Below are 26,798 nucleotides of genomic sequence, written 5' to 3' on the forward strand. Positions count from 1 at the left end.
CCGCTAGCATCGGGGTATGAGTGCACACGGAGCCGTAGCCACCGGAATCGCCACCCTGACGTCCGATCACACCGTTCTCGACGTGTGGTATCCCGCGCCGGAGCTCGGTGCCGCCTCCGAGGGGGGCCACCGGATCCTCTCGGGCGACGAGGTCCCCGCCGAGCTCGCCCCGCTGACCGGACCCGATGCCGACCGCGGTGTCGAGCGCGTCGCGGTCCGGGTGGAGATCGACGACCTCACGCAGGCCCCAACCGACGCGTACGACGCCTACCTCCGGCTCCACCTGATCAGCCATCGCCTCATCAAGCCCCACTACGCGAACATGGACGGCCTCTTCGGGACCCTGAGCAACGTGGTGTGGACCAACTTCGGTCCCTGCGCTGTCCAGGGCTTCGAGCTGGTCCGCGCCAAGCTCCGCGCCCGCGGACCTGTCACGGTCTACGGAATCGACAAGTTCCCGCGCATGGTGGACTACGTGGTCCCGTCCGGGGTGCGGATCGCCGACGCCGACCGCGTCCGTCTGGGGGCTCACCTGGCGGAGGGCACGACCGTCATGCACGAGGGGTTCGTCAACTTCAACGCGGGCACCCTCGGGCCGTCGATGGTCGAGGGACGCATCTCGGCCGGGGTCGTGGTCGGCGCCGACTCCGACGTCGGCGGTGGCGCCTCGATCATGGGCACGCTCTCGGGCGGCGGCAAGGAGACCATCTCGATCGGCGAGCGGTGCCTGCTGGGAGCCAATTCCGGGATAGGGATCTCGCTCGGTGACGACTGCGTGGTCGAAGCCGGGCTCTATGTCACCGCGGGCACGAAGGTCGACGTCCGGGCGGGTGCCTGGGCCGACCGCGAACCCGTCAAGGCCGGCCAGCTCTCCGGGATGGACAACCTGCTCTTCCGTCGCAACTCCGTCTCCGGCGCGGTCGAGGCCGTGCCGTGGAAGAAGGAGGGTGTGGAGCTCAACGACGCGCTCCACGCCAACGACTGACCTCAGGAGGACGTCCCACGTCTGACGTCCAACATCGACAAGAGCGCCGGCCGGGGCTCAGCGGCCTCAGGCCAGCCGCCGCACCGCCTCGGCCACCGTGGCGTCGGTGGCGGTGAGGGCGATGCGGACGTGCCGGGCGCCAGCGGACCCGTAGAACTCGCCGGGCGCCACCAGCAGTCCGCGCCGGGCGAACCAGCCCGCCGTCTCGCGGCAGGGCTCGTCCCGCGTCGCCCAGAGGTACAACCCGGCCTCCGAGTGATCCACCCGGAATCCGGCGGCCTCCACGGCCGGGAGCAGGAGCTCGCGCCGGGCCCGGTATCGCTCGCGCTGCTCGGCCTCGTGTGCGTCGTCCCGCAGCGCCGCGGTCATGGCGTTCTGAACGGGCAGCGGCATCATCAGGCCGGCATGCTTCCGGACCGCCAGCAGCTCCGCCACGAGGGTCGGATCACCCGCCACGAAGCCCGCCCGGTACGAGGCGAGATTCGAGGTCTTGGACAGCGAGTGCAGGGCCAACAGGCCGGAGTGATCGCCGTCGCACACACGGGGGTCCAGGATCGAGGGCGCCTCCCCCTCCCACACCAACCCCAGGTAGCACTCGTCGGAGGCCACGATCACACCGCGATCGCGGGCCCACTCGACAACTTTGCGCAGGTGATCCACTCCGAGTACCCGACCGCTGGGGTTCGCCGGAGAATTGAGGTAGAGCAGGGTGGGCGACGACGGGCCGAGCTGGGTCAGAGAGTCGGCGCGGACGACTGCCGCCCCCGCGAGCAGTGCCCCCACCTCGTACGTCGGATATGCCACCTCCGGTACGACGACCGTGTGGCCCGGACCGAGTCCGAGTTGGGTGGGTAACCCCGCGATGATCTCCTTGGTTCCGATGGCGGGGAGCACCGAGCCGGCATCCAGGCCGGTGACGCCGTACCGGCGCTCCAGCGCGTCAACCGCGGCCCGCCGCAGAGCGGGGGTGCCGACGGTCGTGGGGTACCCGGGCCGGTCCGAGCCTGCGGCGAGCGCCTCGCGGATCACCGGGGCGACCGGATCCACGGGCGTACCGACGGTGAGGTCGACCAGGCCGTCGGGATGCGCCGAGGCGAGGGTCTTCGCCTCGGCGAGGGTGTCCCACGGGAACACGGGAAGTGCGCGCGCGGGAGGACGGCGCTCCGGGCGCGACACCACCGGGGTCACTCCTGGTTCATGGGCGGGAGCGCCTTGACCATCGGGTGGTCGTAGTCGACCTTGCCGACCTTGGCCGCGCCGCCCGGCGATCCGAGCTCGACGAAGAAGTCCGCGTTCACGGCGATGTACTCGGTCCACTCGTCCGGGACGTCGTCCTCGTAGAAGATGGCCTCCACGGGGCAGACCGGCTCACACGCCCCGCAGTCGACGCACTCGTCGGGGTGGATGTACAACATCCGTCCACCCTCGTAGATGCAGTCGACAGGACACTCCTCGACGCAGGACTTGTCCATCACGTCGACGCACGGCTCTGCGATGATGTAGGTCACGTCAGCCACCTTCCTCGTAGCGGTATGACCTGAATCGTATGTCACAGGCCACGCGGATGCGGGAGCCGCCCCGCGAGCCGGTCGACCTATGTGACGACGGTCACCCCGACGGGTCGGTGGGCGGGTCCGTAGACGGTGTCACGACGGCGGACCGGACGTCCGATCCCGGTGGCGATCTCCTCGATCTCCTCCGGGGTCTTGGCCGAGCCGTTCTCTGCGCCGGCCATCCGCGAGATGGTCTCCTCCATCAGGGTCCCGCCCAGGTCGTCGGCGCCGGATCGCAACATGGTCCGCGTCCCCGCGACCCCGAGCTTGACCCAGCTCGTCTGCACGTGGTCGATCGCCCCGTGCAGCATGATGCGGGCCAGGGCGTGGACCGCGACGTTCTCCTCCCAGGTCGGTCCGGGCCGTGAGGCGCCGGCCAGGTACAGCGGCGCGCTGCGGTGCACGTAGGGCAGGGGGACGAACTCGGTGAACCCCCCGGTCCGCTCCTGGATCCCCCGCAGCGTGCGCAGGTGCGCCACCCAGTGCCGCGGCGTGTCCACGTGGCCGTACATCATCGTCGAGCTCGAGCGCAGCCCCACCTCGTGGGCGGTGGTGACGATGTCGATCCACTCGGAGGCCGGGAGTTTGCCCTTGGTCAGCACCCAGCGGACCTCGTCGTCGAGGATCTCGGCCGCCGTCCCGGGGATGGTGTCCAGGCCGGCCGCCCGCAGCTCGGTGAGCCAGTCCCTGACCCCCACTCCGGACCTGGCCGCCCCGTTGGAGATCTCCATGGGGCTGAACGCGTGGACGTGCATCGACGGCACCCGCTCCTTGACCGCCCGGACGAGGTCGGCGTACCCGGTGACCGGAAGGTCCGGGTCGATCCCGCCCTGCATGCACACCTCCGACGCGCCGGCGACGTACGCCTCGTATGCGCGGTCGGCGACCTCGGCTGCCGAGAGCGAGAACGCGTCGGCGTCCCCCTTGCGCTGGGCGAACGCGCAGAACCGGCACCCCGTGTAGCAGATGTTGGAGAAGTTGATGTTCCGGTTGACCACGTACGTCACCGTCTCGCCCACCACGTCCGCGCGGATCCGGTCGGCGAGTCCGGCCACTGCGGCGAGCCCGTCCCCGGTCGCGGTGGCCAGGGCGAGGTACTGGTCGTCCGTGAGGCCGGCGGGGTCCGATTCCGCGGCCCGCAGCGCCGCGACCACCTCGGAATCCGCCCGCTCGGGAACCAGCGCCGCGGCGCCGAGTTCGGCCGCGCGGGCCCGGATGACGTCCCAGTTGCCGAACGCCTCGCCGATGTCCGAACGGGTGTCGGTGTTGCGGCCCTCGGCGTCGATCGCGGTGTGCAGGTCGGTCCGGCCGCTCGAGTCCCAGTCGTCGTCGGGCTCCTGCCACGGCCGCCCCGAGGAACGGACCACCTCGTCGTCGTCGCCCTCGCCACCACCGCCGACCGCCGCCAGGCCCGTGTCCGGGTCGGCGAGCGCGTGGACGTGCCCCGACACCCTGGGGTCGATCCAGGCGTCGCCCGCACCGACGTAGCGCGGGTGGGCGGTGAGTCGCTCGGTCAACGACCAGCCCGCCGCCGCCAGGTCGGCGGTCAGTCCCTCGAGGTGCGGCCACGGACGCTCGGGGTTGACGTGGTCGGGTGTGAGCGGGGAGATGCCGCCCAGGTCGTCCACCCCGGCGCCGACGAGCGCCAGCACGTCCTGACGTTCAACGAGGTTGGGAGGGGCCTGGACGGCGACACGCGGGTCGAGCACCAGCCGCGCGACGGCGATCGCGGCCAGGAACTCGTCGCGATCCGCGTCGGCCACCCCGCGCATCGCGGTGTCGGGCTTGGCCCGGAAATTCTGGACGATCACCTCCTGCAGGTGACCGAACTCCCGGGCCAACGCGGCCAGCGCGAGCAGACTCTCGGCCCGCTCGGTCCGGTTCTCGCCGATGCCCACCAGGATCCCCGAGGTGAACGGCACCGCGAGACGCCCCGCGTCGGTCAGGGTCCGCAGCCTCACCGCAGGGTCCTTGTCCGGGCTGCCGTGGTGGCACGCACCCGGGGTGGTGAACAGCCTCGTGGCGGTGGTCTCGAGCATCATTCCCATCGACGGTGCGACCGGCTTGAGCATGGACATCTCCGACCAGCTCATCACCCCGGGGTTGAGATGCGGCAGCAGCCCGGTCTCCTCCAGAACGCGGATCGCCATGGCCCGGACGTAGTCCAGGGTGGAGGCGAAGCCCCGGGACTCCAGCCACTGCTTCGCCTCCGGCCAGCGGTCCTCCGGCCGGTCCCCCAGCGTGAACAGGGCCTCCTTGCACCCGGCCTCCGCCCCGCGTCGGCACAGGTCGACCACCTCGTCGGGGTCGAGGAACATCCCCTCGCCGGCGGCCCGGAGCTTGCCGGGAACGGTGACGAACGTGCAGTAGTGACAGCGGTCCCGGCACAGTCGGGTCAGCGGGACGAACACCTTGCGGGAATAGGTCACCACCCCCGGGCGTCCCTCGTCGACGAGCCGGGCATCGCGTCGTGCGGCAGCGAGCCCCATGAGCGACTCCAGGTCGTCACCGCGCGCGGCCAGCAGGACCGCCGCCTCCGTCACGTCGAGAGTCAGTCCGTCCCGCGCCCGGCGCAGCGCCCGCCTCATCGCGGACGACGTGGGGTGGGGATCGGCGGGTTCCGGGGCGAGATCCATGCACGCGATGATGCCCCACACCGCCGACGTCCCGGGCGACCGGTGCTCCGTGGGTGGTCAGAGGCGTGCCGAACGGAACCGCGCACTAGTCTGGGCTGCATGCCCGATCCCGACCGCCCCCTGCGCAGCAACGGCGATCCCCTCGTGTCCGCGCCACCCCGTGGCACCGGTGGCGCCCATGCGTTGCGTGACCCGGCGCCGTCGGCGCTCCCCGGCGACTCCTCGGACTCCGGGGAGGATCTGCTGACTTCCAACCGGGTGCTGGTCACTGCTCCGCGACACCGCATCTCGCCCCGCACGCCCGTGCTCTGGGTTATCGAGGGGATCTGGTCGTGGGCGATCCTCGCCGCCCTGCAGGTCGGATGGTACTTCTGGGGCGACAACGTGATGGGTTTCTGGAACTGGGTGGCGCTGGCCGCGACCGTACCGTTCGCGTTCATGTCGATCGTGGTGGCGCCGTGGTGGCGCTACGTCGTGGCCCGGTGGGACGTCTCGGACACGGCCGTGTGTTCGCGCAAGGGCTGGTGGACCACCCAGTTCCGCATCGCCCCGCTGGCACGCCTGCAGACCGTCTACACCACCCGCAACCTGTTCGAGCGGTGGTTCGGCCTGGCCACCGTCCACGCCTCCACCGCCTCCGCACAGGGCACGGTGGAGATCAGGGGCCTGGAGCTCGCCGACGCGGAGGCGCTGGCCCAGCACCTCATCGCCATCGCGAACCTCGACTCGGAGGACGGGACGTGAGCGGACCGCAGGCCGCGACCGGGGTGACGGCCGGTCCGGACGACGACGACGAGGCCGGCTCCCCCGACGACGCCGGCGCGGTCGACCCGGAGGCCCCGTGGCACCGGCTGTCCTGGCGGATGCTGCTGGTGGACCCGCTGGGGATGCTCACCCGGTTGCTCCCGCTCTTCCTCATCTCCCTGTGGCTGGGCTCGAATCGGAACAATTACTGGTTCGAGATCGGCGTCATCTCGTTGATCGTCCTGGGCGGTCTGCTGAGGTGGCTGTCCACGAGCTATCAGGTCGGCCGGACCCACATCGTCCTGAAGAAGGGCTTCTTCAGCCGCAACGTGGTCACGGTGTCGCGCCAGCGGATCCGCAGTGTGGACACCGAGTCGGACCTGTTCCACCGGGTCATGCGGGTGTCGATCGTCGAGGTCGGCACCGGCCGCGCGGACTCCGGGAAGTCGGACGCCGAGCGGTTCCGGCTCAACGCCATCGACACGGCCCAGGTCGAACCGCTGCGCGACGAGCTGCTCAAACACCGACGCGCCCTGGACCCGACGCTGCGCGAGGAGGACGAGGAGCAGTGGGGGTCGAGGTACGGCGAGGACATCTCCCGGTGGCGCGTCACGTGGGCCCGGTTCGCGCCGTTCTCGTTCCTCGGGTTCGGCGTGCTCCTGTCCCTGTGGCTCCTCACCTGGCAGATGGGCGACATGCACGACCGGGTCATGGAGCTCGCGGTGGTCGAGGCGACCGTCTCGTGGCTCGACTCGCTGGGACAGCCGTGGACGCTGGTCGGCGAGGTGATCGCGGTCTGGATGGTGGCCGGGGTCCTGGCGATCATCACGTACGCGATCCGTTACGGGAAGTACGCCCTCACCGACCGTGGACAGTTGCTCTACGTCCAGAACGGCATCCTTCGCCGCAAGCATCAGGCGCTGGACAAGGCCAGGCTCCGCGGGGTCGAGATCCGTCTGCCGGTCTATCTGCGGCTCCTGGGCGGTGGCCGGCTCGAGCCGATCATGACGGGGACCAAGAAGGGTGCCGCCGCGTCGACGCTGCTGCCGCAGGCCCCGATCAAGGACGTCCGGCGGGTGGCCGTCCGCATCCTCGGCGACCCGACGCCGGTCACCGTGAGGCTCCGGCGCCACCAGTGGAAGGCCGCGCGTCGGCGGATCACCCGTGGACTCCTCCCGTTCTGGGTCGTGGCCGGTCTGATCGTCCTGGTGCGGATCGACTCCGGCCCCTCCGCCGACATCTGGGTGCGGTGGGGCATCCCGGCGGCCCTGGTGTTCTTCCTCGCGTTGTCCGTCGACCGGATCAGGATGCTCGGGCACGCCTTGCTGCCGGACGTCCTGGTGAGCTCGAGTGGGTCGTGGACCGCCAAGCGCACCGTGCTCGAGGCGGAGGGGATCATCGGGTGGACGGTCACCCAGTCGGTGTTCCAGCGTTCCGCCGGGGTCGCGACCGTCTCGGCGGCCACCCCGGCGGGCAACGGTGTCTACTCCGTCGTCGACATGGACGCCGATGAGGCGTGGGCACTGGCCGAGGCGCTGACCCCAGGCATCACGGACGTGTGGCACCACGACGGGGATTCCGACGTGCGCTCCTCACCGTCGATGGGCGTCCGCCCGCAGCGGGCGTCTCAGCGTCGCGACCCACAGCGGGATGAGACCGCCCACCACCAGTAGAGCCAGGCCCCGCAACCCGATGGGGACGGGCATGTCACCCCCGGGGCCCAGGTTGAGCGTCACCAGCGTGAGGATCCAGATCAGGGCCGGGAACACGGCCACGATCGTCCGGTCGGACCAGGCCGAGGCGACCCGCACCAGGAACAGCGACCACACACCGGCCACCAGGACGGTGAACGGGAACGGGACGGGGCCGACGTACGTCGTCAGCCAGGCGACGGCCAGCACACAGCTGGTCGCCGCGCCCACGGCGAGCATCACCAGCGCGACGGCGAGTTCGATCACCCTGGTCGTCTGGACGACGGCGGCACGGCCGGTCACCGGTTCTCCCCCGCGAGTCCGTCGAGCAGGTGGGCGGTGCCGGGCGGGCACTTGACGTAGGGCCCGCCGGGGTCGGTGAGGTCGTGGGCGATGTACCACTCGACGTCCGGGACGGGTTGGAGGATCCCGTTGGTCAGGGCGAAGAACCACGGTGCGGAATCCGGCCCCGGTACCAGTTCCAGTTGGGTCGCATGTCCGGTCAGGGCCTCCAGCTTGGCCGCATAGGTGGTGGCGTCCAGCGGGACCCGGTGGGTCAGTCGTGAGTCCGGTACGGAGGGAAGCTCGCCCTCGACCGCGTGACGTAGGTGGCCCGGCGGCGACGGGTGCCGTCGCGAGACGTCGGACCTGGCGGTGACGGTCCACGCCACCCGCCGGGGCCGGTGCGCCGCCCGCTCGATCGCGCTGTGGACGACCTCGTGGGCGCGGATGTGGTCGGGGTGACCGTACCCTCCGCGCGGGTCGTAGGTCACCACGAGGTCGGGACGCCAGTCGTCGACGAGCGCCACCATCTCGTCGACCGCCTCGCGCCCCGACCCCACGAAGGCGCGCGGATGCCGTGCGGACGGCGTCCCGGCCATCCCGGAATCCCGCCACCGGCCGGCGCCCCCGAGGAAGCGGGGCCGGTCGACACCGAGCGCGCGGAGAGAGACCCCCAGTTCGCCGATCCGGAACCCGCCGAGTTGATCGGCGCGGTCGGCCGGCAGCCCGACGAAGTCCTCACCGAGGACCTCGCCCTCCTCTCCGAGGGTGCACGTCACCACCCGCACCTCCACACCGGCCGCGACGAGGGCGGCGATCGAGCCGCCGGTGGTGATGGCCTCGTCGTCCGGGTGGGCGTGGACGAACAGAGCCCGGGGTGCGGCGCCCGGCTGCGATGCGGCGAGGGGTGTCATCCAGTCCTCCTCCAGGTTGGTGCTGAGTCGAAGACGTCGGAGACCATCGGCGGCGCGGCGTCGGCACCGCCGGGATCGGTGCCCGTCACCTCTACGCCGTCCCCGGAGAGCAGCAGCGCCGGTCTGACCAACGGGATCCGGAGGGCCTGCTCGGCGACCAGGTCGCCCGCCGTCTCCAGGTCGGGGCCGCCCGTCGCGTCCCCGAGCCCGAGAGCCCGGTCGAGCTCGGGGTCGCACACCCCGGAGACCCCACTCGCCCGTGCCGGGGCGGAGGTGCCGATGGTGCGCGGCGGGGTACTGGTGGTGGGGGCGGGGGCCCCGGTGGTCGCCGTCGGGTCGAGACGGGCCGTCGGGGTGGCACCGGTGTCGGGTTCCGGCGGGACGAGGCTGGTCACCGTGGTGAGTGATCTGGCCGGTGCGGTGCGGCCGGTGGTGGCGGGGATCGTGGTCGCGGTGGGAGCGCAGGCGAACCGGGACACCGCCGCTACCTCGGGGCGTCCGTCGACCCGTTGCCATCCGACCACGGCGTCCACCAGGCCGTGCGGGAGCGCGTCCCCGTACAGGGCGACCGCGTCGAGCTCCCAGACACGGGCCCCGATGCCCGCGCCGCGGAGCTGGTCCGCGAGAGTGAACGCGGCGGTGAGCGCCCTGTCGTCCTCGGCCTCCACCCCTAGCGTCACGCTCAGCGGTGTCCCGTCACGCTCCCATCGGGGTCCCGTGCGGGTGAACCCGGCGTCACCGAGCGCGCGCCCCACGGCGCCGGGGTCGGCGGTCGCGGTGGCACCGGCCTCCGGCGGGAACGGGTACGACGTGACACCCGGGTCGGACTCCCCCGTGACGACCCGACCGACCACCTCGGGGTCCAACGCCGCCGCGAGGCCGCGCCGGACCGCCGGGTCGCGTACCGCCGGGGCGACGGTGTTGAAGCCCAACTCGAGCTGGGCCGAGGAGTCCACGGTCACCGAGCGGACCCCGGGGACGGTGGCCGACACGTCCGCGGCCAGCGGCGTTGCCGCGACCACCGCGAGCGACCCCGGGCCGCCGCGCAACGCCGCCCCGAACTGCCCGGCCCCGGTCGCCCGTCGCACGAGAATCTGATCCAGTTCCGGTGCGCTGGCCCAGTACCGGTCGTTGCGGACGAACTCGATCTCGCCGCGGCCGATGTCGGCGACGCGGATCATGTACGGCCCCGCGCTCATCGCGGGGAGTCGGGCCATCGCACCCTGGAAACCATCCGGGGCGTCCTTGAGGATGTGCCCGGGCAGCAGGTCGGCGAACAGGGTGTGCCAGTCCTCCGGCGGGGAGTCGAAGACCACGTCCACGACCTTGCCCCCGGCGCCCGAACGGACCTCGACGATCTGCTCGTACCCGGCGGGGTCGACGACCCCGGGCTGGGTGGTCATCTGTCGCCACAGGTACTCGAAGTCCTCGGCCGCGACCGGGACACCGTCGGTCCACTGGGCCTGCGGATCGATGGTGTACCGGATGGTCCGGGGATCCGCGGGCCGGGGCTCGGCGGACACCAGGAGGTCACGGTTGAGCACCGGGTCCCCATCCGGACCGGGGACGAAGGCGCTCGGCAGCACCAGCGAGGCCACCAGATCGGTGTCGACCCCCTGGTCGGCGAGCAGATGTGGGTTGAATCCCGGGTCGATGCGGTCGAGAGCCAGCAGGACCCCGCTGCTCGACAGGCTGACGGCCTCCCCGTCGGCACGGTCCTCCCCCACCACGGTGGGCGGGGGCGGGTCGGCCACACACCCCGCGGCGACGACGAGGGAGAGCACGCCGGCCAGCACGGCGGTGCCGCGTCGACGGCCCGACGCCCCCTTCGTCGCCACCAGGGCCCTCGTCAGCTGACCGACTGCTGCTCGCGGGACTTGGACTTGCTGCGGGCCTTGGCCCGCTCGTTGGCGGTGAGCAGCACCTTGCGCACGCGGATGGCCTCCGGTCCGACCTCGACACACTCGTCGCCGGCGCAGAACTCCATGGCCTCCTCCAGCGAGAGGTTACGGTGCTTGGACAACGTCTCGGTCGCGTCGGAGGACGCCGCACGCATGTTGGTGAGCTTCTTCTCCTTGGTGATGTTGACGTCCATGTCCTCGGAGCGCGGGTTCTCACCCACGACGACCCCCTCGTACACCTCGGAACCGGGTTCGATGAAGAAGTCGCCGCGATCGGCCAGACCCAGCAGGGCGAACGCGGTGGCCTTGCCGGCGCGGTCCGCAACGAGGGAGCCGGTGTGCCGCGAGCGGATCTCCCCGACCCAGGGCTCGTACCCGGCCGACACGGAGTTGGCGATGCCGGCTCCCCTCGTCTCGGTCATGAAGGTCGTGCGGAACCCGATCAGGCCCCTGGCCGGGACGGTGAACTCCATCCGGACCCATCCGGTGCCGTGGTTGCTCATCTGCTCCATGCGACCCTTGCGGGCGGCCATGAGCTGGGTGACCGCACCGAGGTACTCCTCCGGCACGTCGATGGTCATGTGCTCCATCGGCTCGTGGACCTTGCCGTCGATCCGGCGGGTGACCACCTGGGGTTTGCCGACGGTGAGCTCGAAGCCCTCGCGGCGCATGGTCTCGACGAGGATCGACAGCGCCATCTCCCCGCGGCCCTGCACCTCCCAGTCGTCGGGACGCTCGGTGTCGATGACCTTGAGCGAGACGTTGCCCACCAGTTCCTGGTCCAGCCGCGCTTTGACCATCCGGGCCGTGAGCTTCTTGCCGCCGTTCCGCCCAGCGAGCGGCGAGGTGTTGACGCCGATGGTCATCGAGATCGCCGGTTCGTCGACCGTGATCTTGGGGAGGGCGACCGGGTTCTCCGGATCGGCGAGGGTGTCCCCGATCATGATGTCGCTGATCCCGGCCACCGCCACGATGTCACCGGCCACGGCCTCCTCGGTGGGCACGCGCTCGACGCCCTTGGTCGCCAGCAGCTCCGAGATGCGGACCGACTTCGTCTCCGTCTCGCCGTTGACGAGGTGGTGGATCCACGCGACCTGCTGGCCCTTGCGCAGACGCCCGTTGTGGATGCGCACCAGGCCGATCCGGCCCAGGAAGTTGGAGGCGTCCAGGTTGGTGACGTGGGCCTGGAGCGGCGCGTCGGCATCGCCGCGGGGGGCGGGGATCACCTCGTAGAGGAGCTTGAAGAAGTCGTCGAGGTTCTCCGCGTCCGGCTCCTGGCCGTTCGCGGGCTGGGTGGTCGACGCCTTGCCCGCGCGACCGGACGCGAAGACCACGGGGAGTTCGAGAGCATGTTCCGCGGCCGCCTGGGCGGCGGGGTCCTCCAGGTCCGAGGCCAGGTCGATCAGCAGGTCCTGGGCCTCCTCGACCACCTCGTCGATGCGGGCGTCCGGCCGGTCGGTCTTGTTGACGACGATGATGACGGGAAGGGACGCGGCGAGCGCCTTGCGCAACACGAAACGGGTCTGCGGGAGCGGCCCCTCGGAGGAGTCGATGAGCAGGACCACCCCGTCAACCATGTTGAGGCCACGCTCGACCTCCCCGCCGAAGTCCGCGTGACCGGGGGTGTCGATGATGTTGAGGACCAGGTCCGCGCCACCCGCCCCGGCGCCCGGTCGACGCACGGCGGTGTTCTTCGCGAGGATCGTGATGCCCTTCTCGCGCTCGAGGTCACCAGAATCCATAACCCGGTCCACGAGCTCCGCGCGTTCGTCGAACGCTCCGGACTGGCGCAGCATCGCGTCGACGAGTGTCGTCTTACCGTGGTCGACGTGCGCGACTATGGCGACGTTGCGGAACTCGGTCAGGGCCATACGGTGTGTTCTCCCTCAGAGGCTTTCGGCGCCACGAACGACTGTGTGGCCGCGGGGCGCGTGGTGGGAATCTGCGGGACGCCCGCGTGATCCACAAGCGCGGCCGGTCGGGCGCGCGTGCGCATCCACATTACCCGTATCGGTCGCCGAGCCGACATCGTGAGCACGCGGGGAACCCGCCAGGCAGCCCAGTGTTATTTACATCACAGCCCCCATCTGTCACACTGGCCTCAGAAGCCACAGCAATCGGGCCTCCGGTATTGCACCTGTCACCGTTGTGAGAGCATCGAGCCGTAGATCGGTCGGCCCGCCGACCGATCCGTCCGCCTCATCCGAAGAATGGACTCGCCAGTGATCCGCCACTCGCTCAGGAACTCGTTCAAGACCCTCGGTCTCGGTGCCGCCGCCGCCATGGCGGTGTCGCTCGCCGTCCCCGCCTCCGCGAGCGCTCAGTCACTGGACGAGCTGGGGCGGCCGACCGAGCCGGTACTGCAGGCCATCGAGAACCTCTCCGCGCAGCAGTGGATCCCGGAGGAGACTCGGGGCACCATCGCCCGACTGGTCGGATTCTTCCGGGGGTCCGGTGAGCCGGGCACCCCGATCCCCGAGAACGGGCCGGTGATCGCCCAGTTCGCCTATCCGACGATCATGCAGAACTGCATCGACGGGGAGCAGACCGCGGTCGGCGCCGCGACCGCCGTGCCGGGCCCCGCCGGTCTCCCCCTACCCGGCATCCCGGGCGGCCAGCTCGGCTTCGTCTTCACCGCTCTCGGCACCGAGGGGGTCGCGCCGCAGCAGGTGCAGCCCATGACGGTGGACTGGTTCAACATCAACAACGGTCGACGGGGCACCACGGTGCTCACCTACAACGGGATCAACGAGGGTGGTCCGGCGACCCTCAACGGCGTCGCCGACACCGGCCCGGGCCAGGTGCTGATGCTCCTGCAGGGTGGCGTCACGACCACCCTCCCCGGTGGAGGGACCTCCAACTGTGTCTCCCTGCCGCTGGTGGGTTCCGCGTTCGTCCCGTGACCCCCGGCGGCGTGGGGCCCGACCTGCCCCACCCTGACGTGGACCCCGACACGACGACCAAGGCCCGTCTCACCCTCGCCGGCGGCGGGCCTCTCGTCGTTCTCACGGGCGCCGGGATGAGCGCGGAGAGCGGAGTTCCCACCTTCCGGGACGCGCAGACGGGATTGTGGGCACACCACGACCCCGCCGCGCTCGCCACACCGGAGGCCTGGGACCGCGACCCGGAGGCGGTGTGGGCCTGGTACCGCTGGCGCGAGCACCTCGTCGGTTCCGCCGAGCCGAATGCCGGACATCTCGCGATCACGCGGGCCGCCGGGGAGCGCCGCGTGACCGTGGTGACGCAGAACGTGGACGACCTGCACGAACGGGCCGGGACCGCCGATGTCCACCATCTCCACGGCAGCCTCTTCGCCCACCGGTGCGACGTGTGTGGCACGGCGATCGAGGTGGGCCCCGCGCCGTCAGAGCCCGTGGACCGGCTCGCCCCGCCGTCGTGCTCCCGGTGTGGTGGGCGGGCACGACCGGGCGTGGTCTGGTTCGGGGAGATGCTCCCCCGGCAGCCCTGGGACGCCGCCGTCTCCGCGATCTCGACCGCATCCGCGGTCCTCGTCGTCGGAACCTCCGGCCTCGTCCACCCCGCCGCGTCGCTCCCCGGCCTCGCCGCTGACCGGGGAGTACCGCTGGTCGAGGTGAACCCCGGGCCTCCGGGCTTTCCGCATCAGGCGACCGTACACCTGCGCGCCACCGCCGGGCAGGCGTTGCCGTCTCTCCTGGCGCCCTGACCGCGGCGTCACATCGCCTGGGCGATGCGAGGGGTCGCGAAATCGGCGCGGGATCCTCACCGCCGCGCTAGCGTCTTTCCCGCGAGGGTCGTCAACATCGCGGTCCCGCCTCCCGTCCCCGGGAGATCACGACCGGAGGTCAGCTCATGTCCGACACGTCCCCGAGTACTCCACCCGACGCTTCCCCCGCCACGCCTCCCGGGACGGCCGTGATCGCGGCGGGATGATAGGCACCTTCTGGCTCGTACTGGGCGGGTGCGGCACCGCGGTGTTCGCTGCCGTCCAGGTGGCCACCGCCGACACCGGGGACGTCCCCGTGGGCGTCGGGTACCTCGGGGTCTCCCTGGCCTTCGGTTTGACCGTCCTGACCGGGGTGTACGCCCTCGGCCACCTCTCGGGAGGCCACTTCAACCCTGCCGTAACCATCGGCGCGGCGACCGCGGGACGCCTGCCCTGGTCCAAGGCACCCGTCTACATCGTCAGCCAGCTCGTCGGTGGCCTCGCCGCGGGCGCACTGATTCTCGTGGTGGCGTCGGGCAAGGCGGGCTTCGAGGCGACGGGGCACATGGCCGCGAACGGCTACGGGGCGAACTCACCGGATGGTTACGGTCTGCTGTCGGCCCTGATCATCGAGGTCGTGCTGACCGCGATCTTCATCTGGGTGATCCTCGGCGCCACGGATCGCCGGGCACCCGCCGGATTCGCGCCGCTGGCGATCGGTCTGACGCTGACGCTCATCCACCTCATCTCGATCCCGATCACCAACACCTCGGTGAACCCGGCCCGCTCCACCGCCGTCGCGTTTTTCAACGGCGACGGGGCTGTCGGCCAGCTGTGGCTCTTCTGGGTGGCCCCGATCCTCGGCGCGCTCATCGCCGGGGCCCTGTACGGTCCGCTGTTCGGCGAGCGGGTCAAGATCGCCTCGGCTCCGGGGGACCGGGTCTGACCCCACCGAGACCTGAGCACCGGGACGCGACGGGCCCGCGGGACCACGTCCCGCGGGCCCGAGCTCCGCTGAAGACCCCGAGGGGTCAGCGCGTCTGGTCGTCCCGGCCGGTCCGACCGAGCATCTTGTCCACGACTCCCGGCTCGTCGTCCGGGCGGGCGGCCGGGTCCACGTCCTGTGGGTGACGCCCGGCCGGGCCTTTGTCGAGGCCGTGGAGCTCCTCGGGCTGAGCGTGCCGACCACCGGTGTCGGAGCCGGCGGTCCCGGTCGGCGTAGCGACCCCGAGGCCGTCGGTACGGCCCGTGGTCCGGGCGTCGGCCTGGCCCGTGCTCCGGGCGTCGGTCCGACTGTCGTGCCCGACGGACTCGCGGTCCGCGGCCCGGTCCGGGCCGGCGTCACCGACCGGCGCGTCGGCGCGGTGCTTGGGGTCGAGCTTGTCGGCGTGCTCCTCCATGCGCCGCACGTCCTGACGCTGCTCGTCGAGCACGGAACGATGCTGCTCGGCCTCCGCGCGGAGCCGGTCCGCCTCCGCGGCCTTCGCCTTCGCCTCCTGCTCCGCCGCGCCCGCGCGGTGCTCCTGTTCACGGGCGACGGAGTGCTGGCGTTCGAGCTGCTGCTCCCGCTCGCGCGCGTCCTTCCGCAGTTCGGCGGCCTCGCCCAGCTTCTTGCGGTTGCTGTTCTTCGTAGCCAGCGCGATGAGTGCGATGATCACGACCAGGGCGACCACCCCGATGACGATCCAGATGATGGGGTCCATAACAGCCTCCGATTCCAGGGGTCACATTCCACCCGGAACGTAGCCCCCCGCCTGACCACCTGCCACCGGTGGGCGCGCGGACGCCGGAGGTGGTCCGGCCCCTGTCAATGCAGGGTTCGCGACACCAGGCCGACCTCGCGGGCTTCCCGACTCAGACGATCGCGGTGATCCGGGTGGGCGATCGCGATCAGCGCGGCCGCCCGGTCGGACACCGACCGACCCCTGAGCGTGGCGATCCCGTACTCGGTGACCACGCTGTCAATGATGTTCTTGTGGGTCGTCACGGGACTGCCGGGCGTCAGCGAGAGGGTGATGCGGCTGATCCCCCGGGAGGTCTGGGACGGGGTGACGATGAACCCGTGGCCACCGGGCGAGAACCTGCACCCCCTCGCGAAGTCCGCCTGCCCACCGGCGCCGGACCAGTACCGACCCCCGATGGTCTCCGATGCCGCCTGACCGTAGAGATCGACCTCGCTCGTCGCGTTGATCGAGTGGAGATTGTGCTCCTGACCGATCACCCGCGGGTCATTGACGATGTCCACCGGCAACATGGCGACCGAGGGGTTGTTGTGCAACCAGTCCATGAGTTTCTGTGACCCCACCGCGAAGGTGGTGACGTGCTTGTACGGCCTACCGGTCTTCCGCGAACCGTCGATGACGCCGGCGTCCACGAGGTCCATCACCCCGTCCGACAGCGCCTCGGTGTGGATCCCCAGGTTCTCGTGTCCCGTGAGACGGGACAGCACGGCGTTGGGGAGTTTGCCGACGCCGAGCTGCAGGCAGGCCCCGTCGGGTACCCGCTCGGCGATGACATCAGCGATCGCGTGCTCGATCTCACCGGGCACCGGCGGGTCGATGGTGATCATCGGCGCGTCGTTCCGGGTCACCCCCACGACCTGGGAGATGTGGATGTGATTCCGCCCGAAGGTCCGCGGCATGGCGGCGTTGACCTCGACGAAGAACGGCACCTGCCCGATGAAGGACGCCACGTAATCGGCGTTGGTGCCCATCGAGAAGAACCCGTGTTCGTCGATCTCGGACACCGTGGTGATCGCGAGCCCGGGTGGGCTGAACTCCCGCAGTGTCGCGGGGACCTGGGCGAAGTCGACCGGCACCAGATCGCACCTGCCCTCGTGGAAGTTCTTCCGAGACCCCGGGCCGAGGAAGTAGTCCACGTGCCTGAGCTTTCCGGGGTACGCACCCTCCATGAACGGCAGCGACTCCCAGGGGTCCATGTGGTGGACGGTGACGTTCTCGAGTGCCTCCGCGCCCGCGTCGAGGGCGCGCAGCAGAGCCGGGGGCGCCGCGTTCTGGATCGGCGAGATGATGTGCATCCCCGGCGTGACGTGATCGAGAACCGCCTCGGGCGGCAGTTCCTCGTAGTGGATGTCCTTCATCGCGGGTCACACTCCGGTCGTCAGGAATGATGGGGACGTCGGCTCGGGCCGCGGGTCACGCCAGGGCCGGGATGACCTCTCGTTCGAACAGCTCGAGGCCGGAGGTGTCGGTGGCGATCTCGGGGAAGTAGAAGACGCCGTAGGTCATCCCCAGCGACTCGAGTTCGCGGAGCTTGTCCACGATCTGCTCGGGCGTGCCCACCGCGGGCAGGCCGCGGTACGCGCCGAGCTGACGGTCCGCCTCGTCCTGCCCGACGTGGCGGGCCATGCGGTCGCGGAGGAACCCGAGTCTGTCGGCGACGTCCTCCTCCGTCTCCCCCACCGCCACGTTGTAGTTCGCGGTGCGCGTGATCTCGGACGGGTCCCGACCCAGGTCGGCACAGTGCCGTGCGAGGACCTGCGACTTGTGGGCGAACCCCTCGGGGCTGCCGTCGAAGTTGGTGTAGTCGGCGTGGCGGGCGGCTATCCGCAGCGTCTTGCGCTCGCCGCCGCCCGCGATCCACATCGGGATGCCGCCGTCCTGCAGTGGTCGGGGCTGCACGATGGCGCCGTCGACCCGGTACTGATCACCCTCGAGCGAGACGATGCCGTCGGCCCAGGCGTCGCGCATGATGCGCACGCCCTCGTCGAGCATCGCGATCCGCTCGCCCGCGGAGGGGAAGCCGTAGCCGTATGCCCGCCACTCGTGCTCGTACCACCCGGCGCCGATCCCCATCTCGACCCGACCGCCGGAGATGTGGTCGACTGTCGACGCCATCTTGGCCAGCAGCGCGGGATTGCGGTACCCCATGCAGGTGCACATCTGACCGAGCCGGACCCGGGTGGTCGCCGCGCCCAGCGCGGACATCAGCGTCCAGGCCTCGTGGGTGGCCTCACCCGTGGTGAGCGGCGCGGTGTGCATGTGGTCGTACACCCACACCGACTCCCACGGGCCCGCGTCCGCACGGGAGGCGAGGTCGGTGATGACCGGCCAGTGACGGGCGGGAGGAACGTCCACCAGGTCGAGACGCCAGCCCTGGGGGAGAAAGAGTCCGAAGCGCATGCCACGACACTAGTGCCGCCTACGGAGCGCGGAGAGCCGTTCACCCGCGCCCGGGGCCCCGGTGTCGTCGTCGTCAGGACCCCGCAGAGGTCTACCCTCGGACCCACACCCCCGGTGAACGGAGGCCGTCATGCCCACCTCGGAGATCCGCCGGGCGATGCGCGCCCAGGACCGTCGCCGGTTCCTTCCGCCGGAGGTCGCGGGCGAGCACCACCGCGACGCGCCGCTGCCCATCGGCTTCGGGCAGACCAACTCCCAGCCCTCCACCGTGGCGGACATGCTGACCCTTCTCGAACCCTTCCCCGGGATGAGGGTCCTCGACGTCGGTTCCGGCAGCGGCTGGACCTCGGCGATCCTCGGAGAGCTCGGCGGCCCGGAGTCTGCTGTGTTCGCGGTCGAGTTGGTGCCTGAGCTGGTCGAGCGCTCGCGGGCGGCGATCCCCCAGTCCTGGGTGTCGGTTCACCAGGCCCGGCCGGGCGTGCTGGGTCTGCCGGAGCACGGCCCGTTCGACCGGATCCTCGTCTCGGCCATGGGCGATGCCCTCCCGCGGGATCTGGTGGATCAGCTCGCCGACGGCGGCGTGATGGTCGCGCCCTGGGGGGACGTCATGCACCGGGTACGGCGCGGTACAGGGGACCTCGAGGTCACCGACCACGGCGGATACCGCTTCGTCCCCCTGCGGGACACCCGATTCTGACCTGCGCGATCGGGCGATTACCCTGGACCGGAGTGTTAGCCGCGTCTCAGGAATCAGGAGCGTCAATGCCCGAGTTCGTCTATGAGGACCTCCTCCCGGTCGGTGCGGACACCACCGAGTACCGCCTCCTGACCACCGAGGGCGTGTCCACGGTCGAGGGCCCGGACGGCACGACGTTCCTGCGCGTGGACCCCGAGGCGATCCGGTTGCTCACCGAGACGGCGATGCACGACATCTCGCACTACCTGCGCCCGGACCACCTCGCCCAGGTCGCCAAGATCCTCGACGACCCCGAGGCCAGTGACAACGACAAGTTCGTCGCTCTGGATCTGCTCAAGAACGCCAACATCGCCGCCGGCGGGGTGCTGCCGATGTGCCAGGACACGGGCACCGCGATCGTCAAAGGCGAGCGCGGTCAGCACGTGTTGACCCCGGGCCCGGATGAGCAGGCGGTCGCTCGCGGTGTGTACGACGCGTTCACCCGCCTCAACCTGCGCTACTCGCAGAACGCCCCCCTGACCATGTGGGACGAGAAGAACACCGGGAGCAACCTCCCGGCCCAGATCGAGATCGGCGCGGACACCACTCCCGGCCACGAGAACAGCTACAAGTTCCTGTTCATGGCCAAGGGCGGCGGATCGGCCAACAAGTCCTTCCTGTACCAGGAGACCAAGGCGATCCTCAATCCCGAGCGGATGATGCATTTCATCGAGGAGAAGATCCGCTCCATCGGCACCGCGGCCTGCCCGCCCTACCACCTGGCCATCGTGGTGGGCGGGACCTCGGCCGAGTTCGCGGTCAAGACCGCCAAGCTCGCCTCGGCCCACTACCTTGACGAACTCCCCCGTGAGGGCGCCATGTCGGGCCGCGGGTTCCGCGACGTGGAGCTGGAGGAGAAGGTCTTCGAACTGACCCAGCAGATCGGGATCGGAGCGCAGTTCGGCGGCAAGTACTTCTGCCACGACGTGCGCGTGGTGCGGCTCCCCCGCCACGGGGCGTCGCTCCCCGTCGCGATCGCCGTGTCCTGCAGCGCCGATCGTCAGGCCAAGGCCAAGATCACGCCGGAGGGCGTGTTCCTCGAGAAGCTCGAGTTCGACCCCGGCCGGTTCCTGCCCGCGACCACCGACGCGGAGCTCGACGCCGCGACCCACGGCGTGTCCGGTACCGGCAAGGGTGCCGCGGTGAAGATCGACCTCAGCAAGCCCATGCCCGAGATCCTCGCCGAGCTCAGCAAGCATCCGGTCAAGACGCGGTTGTCTCTCACCGGTCCCCTGGTCGTCGCCCGCGACATCGCCCACTCCAAGATCAAGGAGCGGCTCGACGCCGGCGAGGAGATGCCCCAGTACCTCAAGGACCACCCGGTCTACTACGCGGGCCCCGCCAAGACCCCGGAGGGCATGCCGTCCGGGTCGTTCGGTCCCACCACCGCCGGCAGAATGGACTCCTACGTCGAGCAGTTCCAGGCGGCGGGCGGATCCATGGTCATGCTGGCCAAGGGGAACCGTTCGAAGCAGGTCACCGATGCCTGCGCGACCCACGGCGGGTTCTACCTCGGTTCGATCGGCGGCCCCGCGGCGCGGCTGGCGCAGGACTGCATCAAGCACGTCGAGGTGATCGAGTACGAGGAGCTCGGCATGGAGGCGGTGTGGAAGATCGACGTGGAGGACTTCCCCGCGTTCATCGTCGTCGACGACAAGGGCGAGGACTTCTTCGCCCACACCGGCGAGGTCACGCTGACGATCGGTAAACGCCCCGGGCTCTGACCGGCGCGCGCGTCCGCGCCCCGACGACCTCGTCAGGCTCCCCGGGCAGCCCTCTCCAGAGCCGCCACGTCGAGTCTGACCATGTCCATCATCACGGTGAAGGCCCGTGCGGCGGCGGCCTGGTCCCCCGACCGCCACAGTTCGTACAGCGAGTGTGGTGCGACCTGCCACCGCACGCCGAAGCGGTCGATGAGCCACCCGCACTGCATCTCTCGTCCGCCTCCAGCGAGGAGGCCGTCCCAGTAGTGGTCGATCTCGGCCTGGTCGGAGCACCTGATCTCCAGCGAGATCGCGTCGGTGAACTCGACCCCCGGGCCGCCGTTGAGCGCGAGGAATGCCCGTCCGTCGAGCTCGAACTCCACGGTCAGGACCTCGCCGGCCTTCGGTCCCGGGGTGTCGATGGGCGTCTCGTCGACCGCGATGACGCGCGAGTTCGGGAAGACCGAGCAGTAGAACTCCGCAGCCTCTTCCGCCTGGCCGTCCAACCACAGGCACGTGACGAATGTCGTCATCTCGATCCTTCCTCCAGCCCGCGCGGGCGTGGCCCGGATCCAGTGTCCACCCGCCGCGCGCCTCGCGGAACACCCTGGCTCGTCGCGATCCGGCAACGAAAACCGCCTCGACCCGCCAGCGACTAAGATCTGCGTGCATGAACATGATCACGCGCGCCCTCGCCACAGTCGCTGTCGCCGGCGCCGCCACCGCCGGGCTCTCCGCCTGCGGGTCGGACGATCAGCAGGATCAGACCGGGCCGGCGGGGGCGTCACCGACCACGTCCGCGGTACTGACCACGACGCCCTCCGCCCCTGTTCCCGGGCCCGCCGAGTCCATGATCGACATCCCCGCGCCGGTGGCGGACCGCTGGCGCGACCTCGGCGGTGAGACCGGCGAGCTGGGCCGGGCGACCGGCCCCGCCTCAGATGTAGAGGGAGGTTCGATCACGGACTTCGAACGCGGGGCGGTCGTCCTCACCCCGACGGGGCGCGCCTTCGTGGTGCAGGGTGAGATTCTCGCCGCGTACCTCGAGGAAGGCGGGCCTGGCAGCGAGTTGGGCTTCCCCACCGCGGACGAGGCCACCACCGATGGCGGATGGATCTCCACCTTCGAGGGCGGGGTCATCACCTACATCGACGGGGTCACCGAGGTGCAGTTCGACTAGCGGTCGGCGTCGGCCGCACCGGGCGTAGGGTGGCCCTCACGCCCGACCCCCGAGGTGGTGCCCGACATGCCGGTGACGACGACCACGGCGTCCCGACTGCTGACCGCTGCCCGTCGCCGGGCCGGGCTGATGGTGCGCTCCCGGATCGCCGGGGATGACGCCGCCGAGCAACGGCAACGGATCTGGCACTCCGAGGGCGATCGCTGGAACTCTCCCGGGGACGCGATCTACGCGGTGCACGGCGACGCCTCCATGTTCGCCGCCGGACTGACGGCTCTGCTGCTGCAGTCGCTGCACCCGTTGGCCATGGCAGGGGTGGCGGACCACAGTGACTACCGCGGGGACCCCTGGGGCAGGCTCCAGCGCACGTCCCAGTTCATCGCCACGACGACGTTCGGGACGATCTCCGACGCGACCGACCTCATCCGGGCGATCAACGGCATGCACCGGTCCGTGGTCGGCGTCGACCATCGCGGTCGTCCCTATGACGCCCGCGACCCACACCTCTTGAGGTGGGTCCACGTGGCCGAGATCTGGAGCTTCCTCGAGTGCCATCGCCTGTACGGTCGCGCCCCTCTCACGCCGGGGCGGCAGGACGAGTACGTGCGGCAGGCGTCACGTACCGGGATCATGCTTGGGGCGAGGAGCGTCCCGACGACCGTCGCTGAACTCGCCGCAGCACTCGAGGAGTACCGGCCCGAGCTCGAGGCGTCCCCGGCCGCGCTCGACGCCCGGCACTTCCTGCTGGACGAGCCGCCCGTGGGATGGACCGCGAGACCCGCCTACGCGATGCTCCGTGAGGGCGCGGTCGCGGCGCTACCTGCCTGGGCACGCGGGTCGCTCGGCCTGCCAGACGGCCCCTTCGGCTCCCGGAATGCGGCCCTGCTCCTCGGACGGGCCGGAGTGTCGACACTCAGGTGGGTCCTGGACGCCGTGGAGGGCTGATTCGGGGCTACCCTGTGACGATCCGACCCGCCCGCGGTTCGGCTAGTCCCGTCGGCGGGGACTTCTCCCGCCCGCCCCAGTGAGGTGATCATGGCCGGTGGTCTCGCCGCCCTGCTCGACGACGTCGCCGTCCTGGCCCGGATGGCCGCGGCCAGCACCGACGACATCGCGGCCGCCTCCGGACGCGCCAGCATCAAGGCCGCCGGAGTGGTGGTCGATGACACCGCGGTGACGCCGCAGTACGTCCGCGACGTGGAGCCGTCACGGGAACTGCCCATCATCCGTCGGATCGCCATGGGCTCGTTGGGCAACAAGGCGATCATCATCGTCTTCGCCCTCATCCTCAGCCAGTTCGTACCGTGGATCCTCACCCCGTTGCTCATGCTGGGCGGTGCGTACCTCTGCTACGAGGGCGCCGAGAAGGTGTGGGAGCGGATCTCAGGACACCACGAGGAGGCCACGCCGGTCGTGGAGAAGGGCCCGGACGCGGAGAAGCGGATGGTCCGTGGCGCGGTGACCACCGACTTCATCCTCAGCGCCGAGATCATGATGATCGCGCTCAACGAGGTGGCCGACGAGCCCTTCTGGATCCGCGCGGCGATCCTGGTCGTGGTGGGGGTACTCATCACCGCGCTCGTCTACGGGGTGGTCGCGGTGATCGTCAAGATGGACGACATCGGGCTGCATCTCGCCGGCAAGCCGTCCCCCGGTACCCAGCGGTTCGGGAACGGCCTGGTCAAGGCGATGCCGACGGTCCTCGAGGTGATCTCGTTCGTCGGGATGCTCGCGATGCTGTGGGTCGGCGGACACATACTGCTGGTGGGAATGGACGAGCTCGGGGCGACCGCTCCCTACCATCTGGTCCACCTCCTCGAGGAGCCCGCCGCCGCGGTCGCGGGAGTCGGGGGCGTTCTCGGATGGCTGGTCAACACCCTCTGCTCGCTGGTGTTCGGGCTGGTCGTCGGTGCCGTGGTGGTGGCCGTCGCCCACGTGGTCCCCCGACGGCGGGGAGAGCCTGAGTCCGGCTCCGCACCCGCCGAGGGGTCCGGGACCGGGGGCGCGGAGCTCTGATGCTCCTCACCGTGGGGCACGGTCGGCTGGCCGGGGACGACCTCGGCGCGTTGCTCACCGGCGCCGGGATCGAACTCCTGGTGGACATCCGCCGGTTCCCCGGAAGCCGGGCCAACCCCGCCGCCGCGACGGGGGCGGTCCGGGAGCTCACCAGGGCCGTCGGCATCGACTACCGCTGGGAAGAGCACCTCGGGGGCCGCCGCACCCTCACGGCTGAGCAGCGCCGCGACTCACCGGACACCTGGTGGCGCGTGGAAGCGTTTCGCGCCTACTCCGAGTGGACCCGCACCCCAGAGTTCTGTGACGCGCTGGGGCTGGTCGTCGAGGACGCCCGGGCCCGTCGCACAGTGGTCATGTGTTCGGAATCCGTGTGGTGGCGTTGCCATCGCAGGATCGTGGCCGATGTGACCACCACGGTCCACGGAGTGGCCGTTGGACACCTCATGCACACCGGCACGATCACCGGGCACAGTCCGAGCGAGGGAATCCGGCTCGACGGCCACGGTCAACCGGTGTGGGACGCCGGCGTCGCCTAGTCTCGTGGGCATGGAACTGGTCCCGTCGCTCGCCCCCGTCGCCGCACTACTCGGGACGTGGAGAGGCGACGGCGCGGGCGAGTATCCCACCATCGAGGACTTCACCTATACCGACGAGGTGGTCTTCACGGATGTCGGAAAGCCGTTCCTGCACTACGTCCAGCGGTCGTGGAGCCCGGACGGCACGCCCATGCACACCGAGACGGGATACCTGCGCATTCCCGTTGTCGGAACCGCGGAGATGATCCTGGCGCAGCCTATGGGGCAGACCGAGCTCGCGGAGGGGACGGTCGTCGCCGAGGCGGACAGGCTCGTCCTGGAACTGACGGCCCGGGTGTCCAGCAGCGCCACCGCCAAGCAGGTGGACGCCACCACGCGCCGGTACGAGCTCACCGGGGACAGGCTGGTCACGTCGTTCGCCATGGCCGCGGTCGGGGTACCCATGACCCACCACCTGTCTTCCGAGCTGCGCCGGGTCTGAGGGCCTGCGCCGGGTCCGGACGCCGCGATAGGGTCCGAGCGGTGGCTCCCGGGTGCGGTCGAGGTGACCATGGGAGCCCACACACAGTTCCGCAGGCGACCGGGGAGGGATCGTGGCCCAGAAGAAGAACGACCAGCAATCGTCGAACATCAAGGACGAGAGGGTCTACCAGGCACTGCGAGACGACGGGGCGAGCAAGGAGAAGGCTGCCCGGATCGCCAACGCCTCGGCCAAGGAATCCCGGTCCGAGGTCGGACACAAGGGCGGCAAGGCCGGTTCGTACGAGGACTGGACCGTCGATGATCTCCGCGACCGGGCCAGGGAGATCGGGATCGAGGGGCGCTCGTCCATGAACAAGGACGAGTTGATCGAGGCTCTGCGGGACCACTGACCCGGGCGTTCGGACTATCGACGGTCCCGCGACCGATCGCGGTGATCGCGCCCCGCCACTAGAGTCGTGGGATGCGCACCGTCCTGCACACCAAGCTCGATGACTTCTCCGACCAGCTGGTCCGGTTCTGCGAGATGAACAATCGACTCCTCGACCTCGCCACCGTGGCGCTTCTCGAGGGGGACGAGGTCGCGGCCACCGAGGTGATCGACGGCGCGGCCGAGGTGGAGGATCTCCGGGAGGACAGCGAGCAGCACGCCTTCGACCTGCTGTTGCTCGAAGCGCCCGTGGCCCGCGATCTGCGTCAGGTGGTCTCCGGCATCTACATCGTCGAGCACTTCACCCGGATGGCCGCCCTCACCGGACACATCGCTCGCGTCGCCCGCCGCCGGCACCCCAAGCCGGTCGTGCCCGGCCCGGTCGTCCCGACTATCCGTGAGTTCGCCGAGCGGGATTCGGCCATGGCCCGGAACCTCGGGCGGCTGCTGCCCACCAAGGACGTCCGCCTCGCTCGATCGCTCGACTCGGAGGACGACGCCGTCGATTCACTCCACGCGGAGCTCATGAGGCAGATCTCCGCCGAGGACTGGCCGCACGGCTCGGTCGCGGCCGTGGACCTGGCCCTGCTCGCCCGCTACTACGAGCGGTTCGCCGATCACACGGTGAGCATCGCCAACCGCGTGATCTACCTCGCCACCGGTGAGCGCCCCGGGGGCGGCTCGCTGTCGCACCTCGACGACGGCACCGTACTCGACTGACCCGACCAGATCTCCGATGTGAGGAGCCCGCCGTGTCCCGTCCCATCCACTTCGAGATCCACGCGTCCGATCCTGCCCGGGCGTGTGCGTTCTACGCAGCCGTCTTCGGTTGGACTTACCAGGACTGGAGCGACTTCGCCGGGTCACCGTACTTCGGCGTGACCTCCGGCCCCGAGGACGAACCGGGCATCAACGGCGCGATCATGCAGCGCCGCGGCGACGCCCCCGCGACAGGATCGCCCGTCACCGGCGCGGTGCTCACGATGGGGTGCGGGGACTTCGACGCCACCGCCCGCGCGATCCTCGAGGCCGGCGGGACGGTGGCCATGGACAAGCACGCCCTGCCGGGTATGGCGTGGCAGGGCTACTTCCTCGATACCGAGGGGAACGTGTTCGGCATCCACCAGCCGGACCCCGATGCGAGATAGGGCGAACGCATGACCCGGGCGTGAGCGCCCGGGCCA

Annotated in this window: 27 protein-coding genes; 16 read left to right on the forward strand and 11 right to left on the reverse strand. The window is 70.4% G+C overall.

Features of this window, described 5'->3' with window-relative positions:
- Window positions 1-16: 16 nt before the first annotated feature.
- Window positions 17-985, forward strand: a complete 969-nt coding sequence (gene dapD, locus H483_RS30610) for a 2,3,4,5-tetrahydropyridine-2,6-dicarboxylate N-succinyltransferase (protein ID WP_017837126.1) — start codon at window positions 17-19, stop codon at window positions 983-985.
- A 66-nt stretch (window positions 986-1,051) separates the two neighbouring features.
- Here dapD and dapC read toward each other — a convergent pair whose 3' ends face one another.
- The 3 genes from dapC to H483_RS30625 form a co-directional block, all read right to left on the reverse strand.
- Window positions 1,052-2,164, reverse strand: coding sequence for a succinyldiaminopimelate transaminase (dapC, locus tag H483_RS30615; protein ID WP_017837127.1), 1,113 nt, complete (start codon window positions 2,162-2,164; stop codon window positions 1,052-1,054).
- Between the two features lie 5 nt (window positions 2,165-2,169).
- Window positions 2,170-2,493: a ferredoxin gene (fdxA, locus tag H483_RS30620; protein WP_017837128.1), complete on the reverse strand. Its 324-nt coding sequence runs from the start codon at window positions 2,491-2,493 to the stop codon at window positions 2,170-2,172.
- Between the two features lie 86 nt (window positions 2,494-2,579).
- Complete coding sequence (locus H483_RS30625; protein WP_031264923.1) at window positions 2,580-5,174, reverse strand: bifunctional FO biosynthesis protein CofGH; 2,595 nt, start codon at window positions 5,172-5,174, stop codon at window positions 2,580-2,582.
- A gap of 99 nt (window positions 5,175-5,273) precedes the next feature.
- Between H483_RS30625 and H483_RS30630 the strand changes: the two genes are divergently transcribed.
- Both H483_RS30630 and H483_RS30635 read left to right on the forward strand, forming a co-directional pair.
- Entirely contained in the window at window positions 5,274-5,918 is a 645-nt protein-coding gene (locus H483_RS30630; protein ID WP_017837130.1) for a PH domain-containing protein, read from the forward strand.
- Entirely contained in the window at window positions 5,915-7,591 is a 1,677-nt protein-coding gene (locus tag H483_RS30635) for a PH domain-containing protein (protein ID WP_017837131.1), read from the forward strand. The genes H483_RS30630 and H483_RS30635 overlap by 4 nt, the downstream gene beginning before the upstream one ends.
- On the opposite strand, the gene H483_RS30640 is transcribed toward H483_RS30635, so the two are convergent.
- The 4 genes from H483_RS30640 to typA are packed head-to-tail and all read right to left on the reverse strand — an operon-like array spanning window position 7,511 to window position 12,577.
- Window positions 7,511-7,912 (reverse strand): hypothetical protein, encoded by a 402-nt coding sequence (locus tag H483_RS30640; RefSeq protein ID WP_017837132.1) that lies wholly within the window; start codon window positions 7,910-7,912, stop codon window positions 7,511-7,513. The genes H483_RS30635 and H483_RS30640 overlap by 81 nt on opposite strands.
- Entirely contained in the window at window positions 7,909-8,805 is an 897-nt protein-coding gene (gene mshB, locus H483_RS30645; protein ID WP_017837133.1) for an N-acetyl-1-D-myo-inositol-2-amino-2-deoxy-alpha-D-glucopyranoside deacetylase, read from the reverse strand. Before mshB ends, H483_RS30640 begins: the two co-directional genes overlap by 4 nt.
- Window positions 8,802-10,643 carry an ABC transporter family substrate-binding protein gene (locus H483_RS30650; protein WP_017837134.1) on the reverse strand — a complete coding sequence of 614 codons (1,842 nt, stop codon included), beginning with the start codon at window positions 10,641-10,643 and terminating at the stop codon, window positions 8,802-8,804. The genes mshB and H483_RS30650 overlap by 4 nt, the downstream gene beginning before the upstream one ends.
- An 11-nt stretch (window positions 10,644-10,654) precedes the next feature.
- Window positions 10,655-12,577, reverse strand: a complete 1,923-nt coding sequence (typA, locus tag H483_RS30655) for a translational GTPase TypA (RefSeq protein WP_017837135.1) — start codon at window positions 12,575-12,577, stop codon at window positions 10,655-10,657.
- Between the two features lie 351 nt (window positions 12,578-12,928).
- Between typA and H483_RS30660 the strand changes: the two genes are divergently transcribed.
- The 3 genes from H483_RS30660 (at window position 12,929) to aqpZ (ending at window position 15,337) form a co-directional block, all read left to right on the forward strand.
- Complete coding sequence (locus H483_RS30660) at window positions 12,929-13,609, forward strand: hypothetical protein (RefSeq protein WP_017837136.1); 681 nt, start codon at window positions 12,929-12,931, stop codon at window positions 13,607-13,609.
- A complete protein-coding gene (locus H483_RS30665; RefSeq protein WP_017837137.1) occupies window positions 13,606-14,391 on the forward strand; it encodes an NAD-dependent deacylase in 786 nt (261 codons plus the stop codon). Before H483_RS30660 ends, H483_RS30665 begins: the two co-directional genes overlap by 4 nt.
- Before the next feature lie 223 nt (window positions 14,392-14,614).
- On the forward strand, window positions 14,615-15,337 hold the full coding sequence (aqpZ, locus tag H483_RS30670; RefSeq protein ID WP_017837138.1) for an aquaporin Z: 723 nt from the start codon (window positions 14,615-14,617) through the stop codon (window positions 15,335-15,337).
- Between the two features lie 85 nt (window positions 15,338-15,422).
- Here the strand turns inward: aqpZ and H483_RS38210 are convergent, their stop codons facing one another.
- The 3 genes from H483_RS38210 to H483_RS30685 form a co-directional block, all read right to left on the reverse strand.
- Window positions 15,423-16,094 (reverse strand): twin-arginine translocase TatA/TatE family subunit, encoded by a 672-nt coding sequence (locus H483_RS38210; protein ID WP_017837139.1) that lies wholly within the window; start codon window positions 16,092-16,094, stop codon window positions 15,423-15,425.
- Window positions 16,095-16,198: 104 nt separating this feature from the next.
- Complete coding sequence (locus H483_RS30680; RefSeq protein WP_017837140.1) at window positions 16,199-17,491, reverse strand: acetyl-CoA hydrolase/transferase family protein; 1,293 nt, start codon at window positions 17,489-17,491, stop codon at window positions 16,199-16,201.
- 55 nt (window positions 17,492-17,546) lie between these two features.
- A complete protein-coding gene (locus tag H483_RS30685; RefSeq protein ID WP_017837141.1) occupies window positions 17,547-18,533 on the reverse strand; it encodes an LLM class F420-dependent oxidoreductase in 987 nt (328 codons plus the stop codon).
- Between the two features lie 130 nt (window positions 18,534-18,663).
- Between H483_RS30685 and H483_RS30690 the strand changes: the two genes are divergently transcribed.
- Both H483_RS30690 and H483_RS30695 read left to right on the forward strand, forming a co-directional pair.
- Window positions 18,664-19,230: a protein-L-isoaspartate O-methyltransferase gene (locus H483_RS30690; protein WP_017837142.1), complete on the forward strand. Its 567-nt coding sequence runs from the start codon at window positions 18,664-18,666 to the stop codon at window positions 19,228-19,230.
- Between the two features lie 65 nt (window positions 19,231-19,295).
- Window positions 19,296-20,993: a fumarate hydratase gene (locus H483_RS30695; RefSeq protein WP_017837143.1), complete on the forward strand. Its 1,698-nt coding sequence runs from the start codon at window positions 19,296-19,298 to the stop codon at window positions 20,991-20,993.
- A 32-nt stretch (window positions 20,994-21,025) separates the two neighbouring features.
- On the opposite strand, the gene H483_RS30700 is transcribed toward H483_RS30695, so the two are convergent.
- Window positions 21,026-21,505 carry a VOC family protein gene (locus H483_RS30700; protein ID WP_017837144.1) on the reverse strand — a complete coding sequence of 160 codons (480 nt, stop codon included), beginning with the start codon at window positions 21,503-21,505 and terminating at the stop codon, window positions 21,026-21,028.
- Between the two features lie 137 nt (window positions 21,506-21,642).
- Between H483_RS30700 and H483_RS30705 the strand changes: the two genes are divergently transcribed.
- The 8 genes from H483_RS30705 to H483_RS30740 all read left to right on the forward strand — a co-directional run bounded on the left by H483_RS30705 (window position 21,643) and on the right by H483_RS30740 (window position 26,762).
- On the forward strand, window positions 21,643-22,152 hold the full coding sequence (locus H483_RS30705) for an LGFP repeat-containing protein (protein ID WP_017837145.1): 510 nt from the start codon (window positions 21,643-21,645) through the stop codon (window positions 22,150-22,152).
- A gap of 66 nt (window positions 22,153-22,218) precedes the next feature.
- Window positions 22,219-23,097, forward strand: coding sequence for an oxygenase MpaB family protein (locus tag H483_RS30710; protein WP_017837146.1), 879 nt, complete (start codon window positions 22,219-22,221; stop codon window positions 23,095-23,097).
- A gap of 90 nt (window positions 23,098-23,187) precedes the next feature.
- Complete coding sequence (locus H483_RS30715; protein ID WP_017837147.1) at window positions 23,188-24,168, forward strand: DUF808 domain-containing protein; 981 nt, start codon at window positions 23,188-23,190, stop codon at window positions 24,166-24,168.
- The gene (locus H483_RS30720) at window positions 24,168-24,704 is read left to right on the forward strand and encodes a DUF488 family protein (RefSeq protein WP_017837148.1); all 537 of its coding nucleotides are present in this window, start codon (window positions 24,168-24,170) and stop codon (window positions 24,702-24,704) included. Before H483_RS30715 ends, H483_RS30720 begins: the two co-directional genes overlap by 1 nt.
- A 4-nt stretch (window positions 24,705-24,708) precedes the next feature.
- Window positions 24,709-25,185 carry an FABP family protein gene (locus H483_RS30725; protein WP_193746874.1) on the forward strand — a complete coding sequence of 159 codons (477 nt, stop codon included), beginning with the start codon at window positions 24,709-24,711 and terminating at the stop codon, window positions 25,183-25,185.
- Window positions 25,186-25,297: 112 nt separating this feature from the next.
- Window positions 25,298-25,576: a Rho termination factor N-terminal domain-containing protein gene (locus H483_RS30730; protein WP_017837150.1), complete on the forward strand. Its 279-nt coding sequence runs from the start codon at window positions 25,298-25,300 to the stop codon at window positions 25,574-25,576.
- A gap of 71 nt (window positions 25,577-25,647) precedes the next feature.
- Window positions 25,648-26,334: a PhoU domain-containing protein gene (locus tag H483_RS30735; protein WP_017837151.1), complete on the forward strand. Its 687-nt coding sequence runs from the start codon at window positions 25,648-25,650 to the stop codon at window positions 26,332-26,334.
- Window positions 26,335-26,366: 32 nt separating this feature from the next.
- Window positions 26,367-26,762: a VOC family protein gene (locus H483_RS30740; RefSeq protein WP_017837152.1), complete on the forward strand. Its 396-nt coding sequence runs from the start codon at window positions 26,367-26,369 to the stop codon at window positions 26,760-26,762.
- Window positions 26,763-26,798 lie beyond the last annotated feature (36 nt).

Source organism: Dietzia sp. UCD-THP (assembly GCF_000349585.1).
Lineage (GTDB): Bacteria > Actinomycetota > Actinomycetes > Mycobacteriales > Mycobacteriaceae > Dietzia > Dietzia natronolimnaea_A.

Excerpts from the sequence above, each read along its gene's own strand:
- dapD (WP_017837126.1), top strand. The coding sequence starts at position 17 with ATGAGTGCACACGGAGCCGTAGCCACCGGAATCGCCACCCTGACGTCC.
- H483_RS30625 (WP_031264923.1), bottom strand. The coding sequence starts at position 5,174 with ATGGATCTCGCCCCGGAACCCGCCGATCCCCACCCCACGTCGTCCGCG.
- H483_RS30630 (WP_017837130.1), top strand. The coding sequence starts at position 5,274 with ATGCCCGATCCCGACCGCCCCCTGCGCAGCAACGGCGATCCCCTCGTG.
- mshB (WP_017837133.1), bottom strand. The coding sequence starts at position 8,805 with ATGACACCCCTCGCCGCATCGCAGCCGGGCGCCGCACCCCGGGCTCTG.
- typA (WP_017837135.1), bottom strand. The coding sequence starts at position 12,577 with ATGGCCCTGACCGAGTTCCGCAACGTCGCCATAGTCGCGCACGTCGAC.
- aqpZ (WP_017837138.1), top strand. The coding sequence starts at position 14,615 with ATGATAGGCACCTTCTGGCTCGTACTGGGCGGGTGCGGCACCGCGGTG.
- H483_RS38210 (WP_017837139.1), bottom strand. The coding sequence starts at position 16,094 with ATGGACCCCATCATCTGGATCGTCATCGGGGTGGTCGCCCTGGTCGTG.
- H483_RS30680 (WP_017837140.1), bottom strand. The coding sequence starts at position 17,491 with ATGAAGGACATCCACTACGAGGAACTGCCGCCCGAGGCGGTTCTCGAT.
- H483_RS30685 (WP_017837141.1), bottom strand. The coding sequence starts at position 18,533 with ATGCGCTTCGGACTCTTTCTCCCCCAGGGCTGGCGTCTCGACCTGGTG.
- H483_RS30690 (WP_017837142.1), top strand. The coding sequence starts at position 18,664 with ATGCCCACCTCGGAGATCCGCCGGGCGATGCGCGCCCAGGACCGTCGC.
- H483_RS30695 (WP_017837143.1), top strand. The coding sequence starts at position 19,296 with ATGCCCGAGTTCGTCTATGAGGACCTCCTCCCGGTCGGTGCGGACACC.
- H483_RS30700 (WP_017837144.1), bottom strand. The coding sequence starts at position 21,505 with ATGACGACATTCGTCACGTGCCTGTGGTTGGACGGCCAGGCGGAAGAG.
- H483_RS30705 (WP_017837145.1), top strand. The coding sequence starts at position 21,643 with ATGAACATGATCACGCGCGCCCTCGCCACAGTCGCTGTCGCCGGCGCC.
- H483_RS30710 (WP_017837146.1), top strand. The coding sequence starts at position 22,219 with ATGCCGGTGACGACGACCACGGCGTCCCGACTGCTGACCGCTGCCCGT.
- H483_RS30715 (WP_017837147.1), top strand. The coding sequence starts at position 23,188 with ATGGCCGGTGGTCTCGCCGCCCTGCTCGACGACGTCGCCGTCCTGGCC.
- H483_RS30720 (WP_017837148.1), top strand. The coding sequence starts at position 24,168 with ATGCTCCTCACCGTGGGGCACGGTCGGCTGGCCGGGGACGACCTCGGC.
- H483_RS30735 (WP_017837151.1), top strand. The coding sequence starts at position 25,648 with ATGCGCACCGTCCTGCACACCAAGCTCGATGACTTCTCCGACCAGCTG.